9 protein-coding genes are annotated in these 13,118 nt (G+C 73.1%); 3 read left to right on the top strand and 6 right to left on the bottom strand.

Annotated features, from left to right (window positions below; genetic code table 11):
• Nucleotides 1–45 precede the first annotated feature (45 nt).
• The 3 genes from WMF24_RS01845 to WMF24_RS01855 form a co-directional block, all read right to left on the bottom strand.
• Nucleotides 46–1,644: an ATP-binding protein gene (locus tag WMF24_RS01845; protein WP_437734612.1), complete on the bottom strand. Its 1,599-nt coding sequence runs from the start codon at nt 1,642–1,644 to the stop codon at nt 46–48.
• A gap of 320 nt (nt 1,645–1,964) precedes the next feature.
• Nucleotides 1,965–3,026 (bottom strand): hypothetical protein, encoded by a 1,062-nt coding sequence (locus WMF24_RS01850; RefSeq protein ID WP_437734613.1) that lies wholly within the window; start codon nt 3,024–3,026, stop codon nt 1,965–1,967.
• An 11-nt stretch (nt 3,027–3,037) separates the two neighbouring features.
• On the bottom strand, nt 3,038–4,984 hold the full coding sequence (locus WMF24_RS01855) for a serine/threonine-protein kinase (RefSeq protein ID WP_437734614.1): 1,947 nt from the start codon (nt 4,982–4,984) through the stop codon (nt 3,038–3,040).
• 618 nt (nt 4,985–5,602) lie between these two features.
• Between WMF24_RS01855 and WMF24_RS01860 the strand changes: the two genes are divergently transcribed.
• On the top strand, nt 5,603–9,025 hold the full coding sequence (locus WMF24_RS01860) for a DUF2126 domain-containing protein (RefSeq protein WP_437734615.1): 3,423 nt from the start codon (nt 5,603–5,605) through the stop codon (nt 9,023–9,025).
• 460 nt (nt 9,026–9,485) lie between these two features.
• Complete coding sequence (locus tag WMF24_RS01865; RefSeq protein WP_437734616.1) at nt 9,486–9,707, top strand: hypothetical protein; 222 nt, start codon at nt 9,486–9,488, stop codon at nt 9,705–9,707.
• 134 nt (nt 9,708–9,841) lie between these two features.
• On the opposite strand, the gene WMF24_RS01870 is transcribed toward WMF24_RS01865, so the two are convergent.
• Together WMF24_RS01870 and WMF24_RS01875 are read right to left on the bottom strand one after the other, a co-directional pair.
• A complete protein-coding gene (locus tag WMF24_RS01870) occupies nt 9,842–10,513 on the bottom strand; it encodes an HdeD family acid-resistance protein (RefSeq protein WP_437734617.1) in 672 nt (223 codons plus the stop codon).
• A gap of 279 nt (nt 10,514–10,792) precedes the next feature.
• Nucleotides 10,793–11,371, bottom strand: a complete 579-nt coding sequence (locus WMF24_RS01875; RefSeq protein ID WP_437734618.1) for a protoglobin family protein — start codon at nt 11,369–11,371, stop codon at nt 10,793–10,795.
• Nucleotides 11,372–11,692: 321 nt separating this feature from the next.
• On the opposite strand from WMF24_RS01875, the gene WMF24_RS01880 reads away from it, so the two are divergent.
• A complete protein-coding gene (locus WMF24_RS01880; RefSeq protein ID WP_437734619.1) occupies nt 11,693–12,583 on the top strand; it encodes an SDR family oxidoreductase in 891 nt (296 codons plus the stop codon).
• A gap of 58 nt (nt 12,584–12,641) precedes the next feature.
• Here the strand turns inward: WMF24_RS01880 and WMF24_RS01885 are convergent, their stop codons facing one another.
• Nucleotides 12,642–13,079 carry a hypothetical protein gene (locus WMF24_RS01885; RefSeq protein WP_437734620.1) on the bottom strand — a complete coding sequence of 146 codons (438 nt, stop codon included), beginning with the start codon at nt 13,077–13,079 and terminating at the stop codon, nt 12,642–12,644.
• Nucleotides 13,080–13,118 lie beyond the last annotated feature (39 nt).

Here is a 13,118-nt window from a genome sequence, read left to right on the forward strand (position 1 = left end):
GCGCCCCGAACGCAATCGCACTACCTCGCCAGCGTCCTCGGTCCCTCAGCTCCCCCCCGCCTCCGCCCGCCGCGGCAGCCTCGCCGTGAACGTCGTCCCCCGCGCCGCCTTGCTCTCCACCTCGATCCCCCCGCCGTGCGCCCGCGCTATCTGCTGCGCGACGAACAGCCCGAGCCCCAGCCCGCGCCCCGTGCTCGTCCTGCCTCCCGCGGGCGCCTTCTGGAACGGGTCGAACAGCGTCTCCAGCAGCTCCGGCGCGATCGCCGGCCCGTCGTTGTGCACCTCGATCAGGATCTCGTCCCCGCGCCCCCCGCGCCCGCCGTGCCCGCGCGGGCGCACGGTCACCCCGACGGCGCTGCCCGGGTCGGCGTGATCGAGCGCGTTCTGCACGAGGTTCGTCACCATCTGCGCGATGCGCTCGGGGTCCCAGAGCCCGGCGCCGCTCCCCACGAGGTCGAGCCGGATCGGCACGTCCGGGTGCGCCGCCCCGAGCTCGTCGATCGCGCTCTTGCAGAGCGCGTGGAGGTCCTCCGGCCTCGGCGCGATCGGGATGCCGCCGCCGCCGCAGCGGCTCCGCGTCAGGTCGAGCAGGTCGTTGATGGTCCGCGCCATGCGTCGCGCGCTCGCCGCGATCCGCTCGACGTTCCTCGCCTGGCGCGGCGTCAGGTTGCCGTGGTGCGAAAGCACGCTGGCCGCCAGCGTGACCGAGGTCAGCGGCGTGTTCAGGTAATGGCTGAGCGCCGCCATGAACCGATCGCGAAGCACGAGCTCCTCGCGCCGCGCCACCTCCACCCGCTTGCGCTCGGTGATGTCGATCACCGTGCCGATCATCCGGACGCTGCGCCCCGCGGCGTCGAAGAACGTGCGCCCCTGCACCGCGATCCAGCGCTCCACCCCGTCGCAGAGCCCCACGGTGCGGTACTCGACGCTGTACTCGCCGCCGCTCTCCGGGGTCTGCGCGCGCCGCACGGCCGCCTCGACGCGCGCGCGATCGTCCGGGTGGATCGACGAGAGGAAGAGGTCGTACCGGACCTCTGACTCCCGATCGAGCCCGGCCACCTCCCGGGTGCGCTCGTCCCAGCGCAGCGCGCCGGTCACGGTGTCGTAGTCCCACACCCCCACGCCGCCGGCGCGCGTGGCGAGCCGCAGCCGCGCGCCGCTGTCCTCGAGCGCGGCGCGCGTCGCCGCCTCGATCTCGAGCGCGCTCGCCCACATGCTCGCGTCGAGGACCGCGTGGAGGACCTGCGCCTCGCTCACCCCGAGCGAGATTCCCTGCTCGGCGCAGACCTCGATCAGCGTCGCCCGGAGGTGCGACAGCTCCCGCAGCGCCGCGACGATGCAGCGCCCCTGCGCGGCGCAGAGGCGCGCGTGCTCCCCGACCCGCGCGGAGGCGCCGAGGAGCTCCGCGTCCTCGCCGCCGCCCTGCCCGGCGCGCCGGCTCGCCGCCAGCGCCTCGACGAGATCGTCGAAGAGCTCCGGGACCGCGCGCGCGAGCACGGGCTTCGCCGGCCGCTGCGCCGTCGGCGCCGTCGGCGCCCTCGGATCCTCGAGCACCCGGCGCGCCCAGCGCTCCAGCACGTCGCCCTTGCAGCCTCTGAGCCTCGCCGTGAGAGACGTCTCAACGAACGGACCGTCGTCATCCATCGAGACATAAGCGAGCGCCCGCCGGCGCGGATGTCACGTGAGGACACGCCCTGATTGACGCGTCGGTGACCGTCTTCTACCGAGCGACGCGCTCGTGATGCGCAATCGGACGAGAAGGACGAGAAGAGAGTAAACCGCCAAGGCGCCAGGAGCGCCAAGAGAAGAGGAGAGGAGAGAAGCAGAGAGAAGAGGAGATGAGCGCTCTTCTATCGAGCCTCTTCTCTTCTTCTCTCCCCTTGGCGTCCTTGGCGTCTTGGCGGTTTATTCTTCTTCATGTCCACGTCACGTCCACCGCCGCGCCCGACGCGGAGCGCGCCGCGCTAGAACTTGCCGAGCACCCCGACGCCGCCGCCGTCCGGGGCGATGAGCGGCACGACGCGCGCCTGCACCCGGCCGCTCGCGGCGCGCGCACCTTCCGTCCTCGACGGGCCCGAGGTCAGCACGAGGATCGCGCCCGCGCCGAGCGCGGCGATCCCCACGCCAAAGCCGATGGTGGACAGGAGCGCCTTGGTCTCCGCCGCGTCGATCTCCTCGCGGCCCAGGGGCGTGCACTGCTTGTTCGGGCAGAGCGCCGGGTCCTTCTCCGCGTCGCTCGCCTGGCCCGACGCGAGGGCCCCGAACACGGCGCCGACGCCGAGCACCGCGACGCCGGCGCCGCCGATCACGAAGCCCGCGGTGCGCAGGCCCTCGCCGCCGCTGCTGCCGCCGCTGTCGGCGCCGCCCACCGCCGGCCCCTGCGGGGCGGCGGCCTTCTCGGGGGCGGGCGCGGGCTGGAGCTTCGGGATGGCGATCGTCTTCAGGTCGGCGCTGTCGCCGACCTGCACGGTCGTCGACCAGACAGCGTAGCCCTGCGCGGTCGCCTCGACCTGGTGCGTGCCCGGGTCGATCGGGATCGGCGTGCCGAGCGCCGCGGCGGGGATGTCGCTGCCGCCGACGCGGATCAGCAGGCCGGGCGTGCTCTCGGCGTTGAGCTGGATCTTCGACAGCCGCGGCTCCAGGGCGCTGATGTGCTCCTGCGCGAACGCCTCGCGCGCCGCGTTGCCCTCCTTCTTCGAGGCGAAGAGCGCCTCCTTGAACTGCCCCCACGCCGTCGCCGTCCTGCCGAGCGCCTCGTTGCACAGCGCCAGGTTGAGCAGCGTGCCCGTGCCGGGACGCAGGCGCTGGCTCTCCGCCAGCTTGGGGCACGCCTCCGCGTACGACTTCGCCTCCATCAGGCGGCGCCCCTCCTCGAACAGCGTCTGGGCGAGGGTCGGATCGCCGCCCGCGCCCTGCGCAGCAGCGCCCGCGGGCGCGAGCAGGGCGGCCGAGGCGAGGACGACCGAGGCGAGGGCGAGGCGGGCGCGGCGGAGCGCGCGGGGTGCGTGCGATTTCGAGGGGATCATGGGCGGTGGGCTCAGTGCGGATCGTTCAGGTCGATGCCTTGGGGAGGTCGCTGCGTCGTCGGAGGCGGCGCGGGCCGGGCGGCCGGCTTGTTGCGGCGCGCGGGCGCGGGCGCGGTCGCTGCAGGCGCAGACGCCGGCGTCGCCGCCGAGGCGGGCGTCGCAGCGGCGCCCGCGGCCGTCGAGGCGCCCGCGGCCGTCGAGGCGCCCGCGGCCGTCGATGCGCCCACGGCCGTCGATGCGCCCGCGGCCGCCGAGGCGCTCGCCGCCGGGCCGGTGGCCGCGGCGTCGTTCGCCGCCGCGGTGGGCCGGACCTCCGGCTCGTCCGGCGTCGCGGCCCCCGCGCTCGCCCCGGTCTCGGGCGCCGGCGCGGCGGGCGGGGTCGCGCTCGCGGTCTCTGCCAGCGTCGCCGGCGTGCCGCCCGCGTCGTCCCCGTCAAGCCCGCGGAGCACGAACACGCCGACGGCGATGACCCCGAGGAGGAGCGTCGCCGAGAGCAGCGCGATCGCGACGACCGCGGCGGGGGAAGCCTGCAGGCCCGGGATCCGGCGCCCTTCCGTCGACAGCCCGAGGTTCGTCGACGACGCGAAGGTCGCGGCCGCGCGGGTGCTCATCGGCGCGCTGTACGGACCGGGCACGATCTGCTGCCCGGGCCCCGCAACGCCTTCCGGCGGCACCGGGCTCGGCCTGCCGCCGTCCGCGCCGTACGGCCCCCCGGGCGCGCCGCCGGCGCCCTGCGGCGCCTGGGAGAACGGTGACGGCGGGTGCGGGTACGGCGTCTGCGCGTGGGCGGCCGCCGCGGGCCCCTGCTGCGAGAACGGCGACGACGGGTGCGGGTACGGCGTCGTCGCGTGGGCGGCCGCCGCGGGCCCCTGCTGCGAGAACGGCGACGGCGGGTGCGGGTACGGCGTCGGCGGGCGCGACAGCGCGGCGTCGGCCTGCCCGGGCGGGGACGACGGGACCCCCGGCCACGACGGCTCGCGGAGCGCCGGCGCCGAGCCCCTCGCCTCCGCGGTGAACGAGGGCTGCGACGCCCGGTGCCCCCCGACGGCGGCGCGCAGCGACAGCCCGCCCATGCGCGCGATCCGGTCGATCGTCGGGTACGTGCGCGCGGGCGCGAACGGCGCGAGCGCCACGACGAGCTCGGCGACCGACGCGTACCGGTGCTCGCGATCGCGGGCGTAGGCCCTCTCCAGCACGGTCGCGAGCGCGGCGGGCAGGTCGTGGCGGATGTCCCGCAGCGGCGTCGGCGTGCCCGTCAGCACCTCGGCGCAGAGCTGCGGCAGCGTCTCCGCGTAGTACGGCTGCCTCCCGGCGAGCAGCTCGTACAGCGTCACGCCGAGCGCATAGATGTCGGTGCGGTGGTCCACCGAGCGCGTCTGCCGCATCTGCTCAGGGGACATGTACAGCGCCGAACCGAGCGCCGCGTCCGTCCCCGTCAGGATGTCGACCGCCGCGGTCGCCATCTTGGAGATGCCGAAGTCGAGCACCTTCACGAGCGGCGACCCGTCCGCGCGCGTCGTGAGGAACAGGTTCGCCGGCTTCAGATCGCGGTGCACGATGCCGATCCCGTGGGCCTCGGCGATCGCCTCGCTCCCCTGGACGACGTAATCCACCGCGTCTTCCAGGCCGAGCACGCCCTGGTCCCGGATCAGGCGCGCAAGGTCGCTCCCGACCAGGTACTCCATGACCATGTAGGGGGCGCCGTTCTCGAGCGTGCCGACGTCCGAGACGCGGGCGACGTGCTCGCTCCGGATCCGCATCCCGGCCTTCGCCTCCCGGAGGAAGCGCGCCGACCCTTCCGGGTGCCGCGTGAACTCGGGCAGCAGGAACTTCAGCGCGACGCGCTCGTCGAGCACCACGTGCCGCGCCTCGACGACGACCCCCATCCCGCCCTGGCCGATGATCCGCTCCACGCGGTACTTGCCGGCGAGCACGGTCCCCGGCTCGACCGGGGCCACCGAGGGCTGTTTCGTCTCGGAATCCGACACAGCGCGCGATGATCACCGCTTCCCCCTCGGACGGCAAGAGCGCGGCGCCGCTGCGGGGCCCGCAACACCCCGCGGCGCGCAGAACCGGGCGAAAGGTGCAGCAACGCCGCTGCTACCGCACGGTCTCGTCGCTTCGCCGTCTCCTCGTTCGTCAGCGGTAGGCTCGAGGGAAGGCGGCTCACCGCGCGCGGGGGACGGGCCGATGTCGTCGCGCGCGAGGTTCGTCAGCGGTAGGTCCGAGGGGAGGGGCCTCGCCGCGCGGGGGACGGGCCGATGTCGTCGCGCGCGAGGTTCCGTCAGCGGTAGGCCCGAGGGGAGGGGCCTCGCCGCGCGGGGGACGGACCGGGCAGCTCTACGACACCTCACCGAGCGCCGCGAGCAAGTGACGAGCTCGCCAACGATCCCAACCTCGTCCGCGACCCGCGCACCGCGCTCCACGTCACGCGCCGTCACCTCATCGCACAACGCGCCGCCACACCGCCGTTCCCTGCCTGAATCATCCCGGAAACGATCGCGCGCCGCCTCGCGCAGAGCGAGACGAGCGCGGTCACTTCTGGTTGGATAGGGCCACTCCCGGAGACAACCACCGTGCGCCTGCTCATCCAGCACCGGACCCGTTACTCGTATCCAACCCCCGCCTCGCTCGGCCCGCACCTCATCCGCCTGCGGCCCGCCACCCACGCGAAGGCGAAGATCGAGTCGTACAGCCTCACGATCGACCCGCCCATCCCGGTCCGCTGGCAGCAGGACCCGTACAACAACCACGTCGCCCGCGTGCTCCTGCCCGCAGGCGAGCGCGCCCCGCACCTCGATATCCTCGTCGAGCTCGCGGTCAGCGTGCGCCCCGTCAACCCGTTCGATTTCTACCTCGACGAGCGCGTCGAGAAGGTCCCGTTCGCCTACCCCGCAGAGCTCAAGCAGGACCTCGCCCCCTTCCTCGACAGCGCCGATCCGACCATCTCCCGCGGCCCGCTGCTCGACGAGTTCCTCGCCGGCCTCCCCCGCGACGGCGACACCGTCTCGCTCCTCGTCGCCCTCAACGCCGCCGTCAACCGCCGCGTCAAATACGTCATCCGCGAGGAGGCCGGCATCTGGACGCCCGAGGAGACGCTCGCCCACGGCCGCGGCAGCTGCCGCGACTCGGCCGTCCTGCTCATCGCGGCGCTCCGGTCGCGCGGGCTCGCCGCGCGCTTCGTCAGCGGCTACCTCGTCCAGCTCACCGACGAGGGGATGATCCCCGACCAGCCGCGCGGCGTGAGCCGCGACGTCGTCGACCTGCACGCCTGGGCCGAGGTCTACCTGCCCGGCGCCGGCTGGATCGGCCTCGACGCGACGAGCGGCCTGCTCTGCGGCGAGGGCCACATCCCGCTCGCCTGCACGGCGTCGCCCGCGCTCGCCGCGCCCGTCGAGGGCACGAGCGACGTGCGCGCGAGCGACGTGCGCTTCGAGATGAAGGTCGGCCGGCTCGGCCACGAGCCGCGGCCCACGACGCCCTACGAGGAGCCCGTGTGGCAAGAGCTCCTGTCCGTCGCCGATCGCGCCGACGAGCGGCTCGCCGCCGCGGGCCTCACCCTGACCATGGGCGGCGAGCCGACGTTCAACTCGCGCGAGTACCCGGACGCGCCGGAGTGGCGCGAGGGCGCGCTCGGCCCGACGAAGTGGTCGCAGGGCCTCCGGCTCGCGAACGAGCTGCGGCGCCGCATCGCGCCGGGCGGCGTCCTGCTGCTCCGCGCCGGCAAGCACTACCCCGGCGAGAGCCTGCCGCGCTGGGCCCTCGAGATCCTCGGCCGCCGCGACGGCGTCCCCCTCTGGACCGAGATGTCCGAGGCGCGCCACGCCGACCCCGCGATCTCGGCGCGGAGCTCGTCGCGCGGCCGCGGCCCGCTCCAGGCGCGGCAGTTCGCCCAGGCGCTCGCGGCGCGGCTCGGGCTCTCCGAGTTCCTGCTGCCCGCCTACGAGGACCCGTGGCGCCACCTCCAGGACGAGGCGAGCCTGCCCGTCGACGTCGACCCGCTCAAGGCGGACCTCGACGACCCCGAGGAGCGCCGGCGCCTCGCGCGCGTGCTCGACAGGGGCCTCGGCTCGGAGGTCGGCTTCGTCCTGCCGCTCACGCGCCAGTGGGGGTCGTGGATCAGCGAGCGCTGGGGCTTCCGGCGCGGGCACCTCTTCCTCTTGCCCGGCGACAGCGCCATCGGCCTGCGCCTGCCGCTCCGGTCGCTCATCGCCATGGCGCCGCCCCCGCCGCTCGAGGAGCTCGTGTCGCCGCCGGACCCGCGGCGCGGCGAGCCCGACGACGAAGCCGAGGAAGCCGCGAAGCAGCGCCGCATCGACGCGCTGCCCGGCGACGGCGACGCCGACCCCCTCGAGACGGCGCGCGCGCTCGCCGCGCACCGCCACGCCGCCCCGGACGAGCGCGCCGCCGCGGCCCAGCGCCCCGCGCCGGCCGCGGGGCGGTCGGGCTACGGCGTGCGCACGGCGCTCTGCGTCGAGACGCGCGACGGCACCGTCCACGTCTTCCTGCCGCCGCTCCTCTCGCCCGCGGACTTCTTCGACCTCATCGCCGCCATCGACGCGACCCGGAAGGAGACGGGCATCGACGTGCTGCTCGAGGGCTATCCGCCGCCGCCCGGCGCGGATCTGCTCCGTTTCTCCGTGACGCCGGACCCGGGCGTGCTCGAGGTGAACCTGCCGCCGACCGACGGCGTGCGCGCGTACGCGTCGCTGCTGGAGACGGTGTTCGACGCGTCGCTCCACAGCGGCCTTCACTGCGAGAAGTACCTGATCGACGGGCGCATGGCGGGCAGCGGGGGCGGCCATCACCTCACCTTCGGCGGCCCGACGCCGCTCTCGAGCCCCTTCCTGCGCCGGCCGGATCTCCTGGCCAGCCTGCTCACCTTCAACCAGCACCACCCGTCGCTCTCGTACATGTTCGCGGGCCTCTTCGTCGGCCCGACGTCGCAGGCGCCGCGCGTGGACGAGGCGCGCCACGAGAACCTCTACGAGCTCGAGATCGCGCTCTCGCGCGCGTTCGAGCGGCGCGAGGGCGAGCCGCCGTGGCTCGCGGACATGCTGTTCCGCCACCTCCTCGTCGACATGACGGGCAACACGCACCGCGCCGAGGTGAGCATCGACAAGCTGTTCGATCCGCAGACCGCGCACGGCCGCCAGGGGCTCATCGAGCTGCGCGCCTTCGAGATGCCGCCGCATTTCCGCATGGCGGTCGCGCAGACGCTCCTCCTCCGCACGCTCCTGGCCGCGTTCGCCGAGGAGCCTTACTCGGGCAAGCTCGTGCGCTGGGGCCAGGCGCTGCACGACCGCTTTCTCCTGCCGTACTACCTGTGGCGCGACTTCGAGGACGTGCTCGACCATCTGAAGCAGCGCGGGCTCGCCCTGCCGGCGGACGCGTACCGTCCGTTCATCGAGCTGCGCTGCCCGGTGGTGGGCACGCTGCACGCGGGCGACGTGACGCTGGAGGTGCGCAACGCGATCGAGCCGTGGAACGTGCTCGGCGAGGAGCTGACGACGACGGGCACGTCGCGTTATGTCGACTCGTCGATGGAGCGCATCGAGGTGCGCGTGCAGGGGCTCACGCCCGAGCGCCACCGCGTCCTCGTGAACGGCCACGTGCTGCCGCTCCGCCCGACCGGCGTGGCGGCCGAGTACGTCGGCGGCGTGCGGTTCCGCGCCTGGGCGCCGCCGCACAGCCTGCACGCGCACCTCGGCATCCACCACCCGATCCACCTCGACATCCTGGACACGTGGGGCAAGCGCTCGATCGGCGCGTGCGCCTACCACGTGTGGCACCCTGAGGGCCGCGCCTTCGACGCCCCGCCGCTCACGCGCTTCGAGGCGGCGGCGCGGCGCGCGCAGCGGTTCACGCTGGAGGGCCAGACGCCGTGGCCGGTCACCGGCACGCCGGCGTACCCCCACGAGGACGCGCCGTACACGCTGGATCTGCGGCGCTACCCGGCGGACCGCCCGCCGCCGAAGCCGAAGAAGCCCGAGGGGTGATCCGCCCGGGCGGCGGCCCCGCGCGGCCGCCGCCCTCTTCGGAACCGCCGTGGGCCCGCCGTGGGAGACCGGACGCGCGTCTGGACGGGTGTCGGGCGCTCACGGTCGAGGCGGGTGTGGCAGTCTGGCGCAGCGCCTCGGAAGAGGCCGTATCGCGCCGGTGCTCCGCGAAATCAGGCCTGCCGCGCGGCCGAGCGCGGCCGCGCCCTGCGACCCTGTGGCGATTTGCCTTTCCGCGCGACCTCGCCGGTCTGCCGCCTGGGGTGACGCGCGGTGACGTGACGTTCCGTGCCGGGCTCATTTTCGCGGCGTCGAGCTGGCTTTGCGCGGCGCCTCGCGTCTCCGGGGTTCGCGCGCCAACAGGCGAGTCGTGGCGGAGGGTGATTGGTATATCCCCTGCTTGAGTGCTCGATGTCCCCTGCATCGCATGCGGACAGTACACCCTGAAGGAGGACAACCCATGATGCGTAAGATCCTTTCCGTGCTCGTGTTTGCCTCGATTCCCCTCGCGGCGGGCTGTTTCGTCGACGCGGACGACGACCCCGGTCCGGGCGACAGCGGCGATGACTGCATCACCGCGTGCCAGACGGAGTACGACGATTGCATCTCGGCGTGCGACGACGACGGCGACTGCGTCTCGGCGTGCGAAGAGGACCACGACTGCGACTCTCTCTGCATCTGAGCGCGCCCAGCGCATCGCCCGATAGCGGTCGGCGCACGTCGCGCCCGTGAGCAGCTCCCGCTTCCAGGCCAGGAGGTCCGGAGGCGGGAGCGCTCCGTTTCAGGCGTCGTGTCCTCGGCGCGCGGTCGGAGGGCTCAGGCGAGCTCGGCGGGGCCCCCACCCCGCGCCGAGAACACCCCCTCCGGGGGCCGGGCTGCTCGGAGCTCCGGGGGCCGGGCTGCTCGGAATCGAAGCCTCCGCTCGAGCCCATCGAGCACCGCGTACCTCGGCGCCCGCCGCTGGTACGCCCGCATCGCGACCCCGGAGAGGAGGAGGCTCGCGCCGAGGATCATCGCATAGGCGCCGACCCACGAGACGAGCGCCAGCGCACCCGCGCTCGGGAGCGCCATCACGAGCACCCCGAGGGCGACCGCGATCACCCCCGCGAACGCGAGCAGCCACTCGCTGGCGACCCGTTGACGGAAGCGGACCGCCTCCACGATGTCCCGCGCGCCGCTCACGATGGCCCACGCCGCGACCAGATAGAGCAGGATCAGCACCGAGAGCCCTGGCCAGGCCAGGATCACGATGCCGCCCGCGAGGCTGATGAGCCCGTGCGCCGCGCGCCCCTGCCACCGCTGATCGAGCCGCGCGCCGCGCGCCGCCCCCACGAGCGCGATGAGCGCCTCGACGGCGAGGTACGCGCCGAAGACGACGGCGAGCGCGCTGAGGCCATGCCCAGGCAGGAGCAGGGTCAGGAGACCCAACCCGAGCGCCGCGATCCCGCGGAGCACGAGGAGCCACCAGGCTTCTGTCGTCCTTCTCATGGGGGACGGCGCGGCAACGCGCGTGCCGCGCGCTCCATTCATGCGCCGGACAGCGCGCCGGAGCCCCGTCCGCGATCATCGACACGCCGAGAGCCGGAGGCGATCTGTCACAGTCGTGGCAGAACACGGCAGCCTCTTCCATGAAATCACGGGCCCGATGACGAGAAGTCCACCTCTCCCGTGAGGGCCAGCACGCCTTTCCTCTGGCCGCCTGAACAGCGGCTCACCCCGCGAGCTGCGCTGTCGTGCCCCACCGCCGTCCGCGGCGCGCCCCGCGGATCAGCCCGCCGGCAGGTGGTGGCGCGCGAGGAGGTCGTTCTGGATCCAGAGCAGCTTGTTGAAGGCGCGGAGCGTGCGCACCTCGGTCTCCCGGTCGAGGCCCAGCGACAGGATCGTCTGGAGGAGCGCGTCCGACACGAAGCCCATGAGCGCGTTGATCTGGACGAGCGGGACGACGAGCTCTGCATTGCCCGCCTTGGCCGTGTGGATCTTCCCCACCATGTCGAGGTACGAGACGAGCTTCGCGTCGTACGGGTGGGTCACGAGCCGGACAAGATACTCCCCGAGGTGCTTCTTGCGGAACTGGATCTGCTCGTGATTCAGCGTGAGCGACAGGAGATCCGTCGGGGCCTGGCCTTCGTAGCCGTGCTGCTTCGGCACGAAGTGGCGCTTCGTGGCGTCGTAGAGGAACAGCTTCTCGTACACCGCGTCGACGAGCGCCTCGACCCGCGGGGCGAGGTGGAGCGCGGCCCCGTGGATGGCGGCGATGTCGGCCTCTCCGAAGCCGATGAACTCGATGAGGTACCCGAACCGATATTCGAGGCTCGACTCCAGCAGCTTCTCGTCGATGTGCTTCATGGCAGCCGTTGCTCCTTTTCTCCTCCGCGTTCTCGTCCGCGCCGCGTGCGCCGCGAACAACGCAGAGGCGACGACACCGGAGCAACTGCCCGCTGTCAAGGTCTCACATGACGGACACGGCAGCCCGCCGCGCGATGGCGCGGCCTAACCGCCTCTCTTCCGCCGCGCGCGGCCCGGCATCCCAGGCTCCCCCAGCGTAAGGCGCGCTCCGATCCGCAGTGCAGGCTGGGACCGATGGCAGGGCCTCGAGGCCGTCACTATGGCCACGTACCGCTGGGAGCGCGATCCGCCTCCCACCATCGAACCGCATCAGGAGGAGGCATGCAGAACACTGGACCGACCCAGGATCCGAAGGACGCAGGCCCGAAGCCGCCTTTCGAGGGCAAGAGCCAGGAGCGGCCCGGCATCGAGGCAAGGATGGATCCGAGGCCCGATTACGGCGAGTCGTCGTACAAGGGGCTCGGCCGTCTGAAGGACCGCGTCGCGCTGATCACCGGCGGCGACAGCGGGATCGGCCGCGCCGTCGCGCTCGCTTTCGCCCGGGAAGGGGCCCACGTGGCGATCTCCTACCTGAGCGAGCACGAGGACGCGAAGGAGACCGCGCGCGTCGTCAAGGAGGCGGGGCGCGAGGCGATCACGATCCCCGGCGACCTGGCCGACGAGGCCCATTGCCGCAAGGTCGTCGAGGAGGCGGCCCGCAAGTTCGGGCGGATCGACATCCTCGTGAACAACGCCGCGGAGCAGGGCAAGGCGGCCGAGCGCTTCGAGGACATCGACGCCGCGCGCGTCGAGCGCACCTTCCGCGTCAACATCGTGGCCATGTTCCACCTCGTCCGGCACGCGCTGCCGCACATGAAGGAGGGCAGCGCGATCATCAACGTCGCCTCGATCCAGGCGTACCAGCCGAGCCCGAACATCCTCGACTACGCGTCGACGAAGGGCGCGATCGTCACCTTCAGCAAGGGCCTGGCGCAGGACCTCATCAAGCGCGGCATCCGGGTCAACGTGGTGGCGCCCGGCCCCGTCTGGACGCCGCTCATCGAGCAATCGTTCCCGGCGGAGAAGGTGGCCACCTTCGGCAAGGACTCCCCGATGCAGCGCCCCGCGCAGCCGGCAGAGCTCGCCCCGGCGTTCGTGTTCCTCGCCTCGAACGAGGCGAGCTACATCAACGGCGAGGTGCTCGGCGTCACGGGCGGCAAGCCGCTCTCCTGACGTCGCACGTCGCACGTCGCACGCCGCGCTCGGTCGCGACCAGGAGCGGGGCGCTTCGCTACCAGCCCGCGAGCTGCGTCAGATCGAGCTGCACGCCGAGGTGGAGGAGCGCGTCCTCGGACCTCGTGAAGGTGGCCACGGGCCGGACATAGCCCTTCGAGATGCGCCCGACCTGGAGCACCCCTGTCGCGCTCTTCAGGATAACAGCCGTCTTCTTGAACCCCTGCACGAGCCGCGCGTGACACCGCGCGAACGCGCCGTCGAACGTGTCGTCGTTGCGGAACGGTGCGTCCCGGGCGTCCACGAGCAGGAGAGAGCGCTGTTGCTGCGCCAGGAGACCGAGCGCCTGCTCGATGCGCTCGAAGTTCTGCTCGAGCACGCCGATGCTCGGATAGTGCCGAGAAGACCGCTTGAGCGCGACGAGCTGCTGGGTGGAATCGTGGTAGAGGGCCGTGTACGGGTTCCGCTCGATCTGGCGCAAGCCGTGGTGAGGCACGGGCGCGATGCTAGGCCGGTTCGCCGGGGGCGTCGACCC

Source organism: Sorangium sp. So ce1335, from assembly GCF_051521615.1.
In the GTDB taxonomy this organism is placed as follows: domain Bacteria; phylum Myxococcota_A; class Polyangia; order Polyangiales; family Polyangiaceae; genus Sorangium.

Bases quoted from the DNA above. Each gene is read 5' to 3' on its own strand.
- WMF24_RS01880 (WP_437734619.1), top strand. From the start codon at position 11,693: ATGCAGAACACTGGACCGACCCAGGATCCGAAGGACGCAGGCCCGAAG.
- WMF24_RS01875 (WP_437734618.1), bottom strand. From the start codon at position 11,371: ATGAAGCACATCGACGAGAAGCTGCTGGAGTCGAGCCTCGAATATCGG.
- WMF24_RS01850 (WP_437734613.1), bottom strand. From the start codon at position 3,026: ATGATCCCCTCGAAATCGCACGCACCCCGCGCGCTCCGCCGCGCCCGC.
- WMF24_RS01845 (WP_437734612.1), bottom strand. From the start codon at position 1,644: ATGGATGACGACGGTCCGTTCGTTGAGACGTCTCTCACGGCGAGGCTC.
- WMF24_RS01870 (WP_437734617.1), bottom strand. From the start codon at position 10,513: ATGAGAAGGACGACAGAAGCCTGGTGGCTCCTCGTGCTCCGCGGGATC.
- WMF24_RS01865 (WP_437734616.1), top strand. From the start codon at position 9,486: ATGATGCGTAAGATCCTTTCCGTGCTCGTGTTTGCCTCGATTCCCCTC.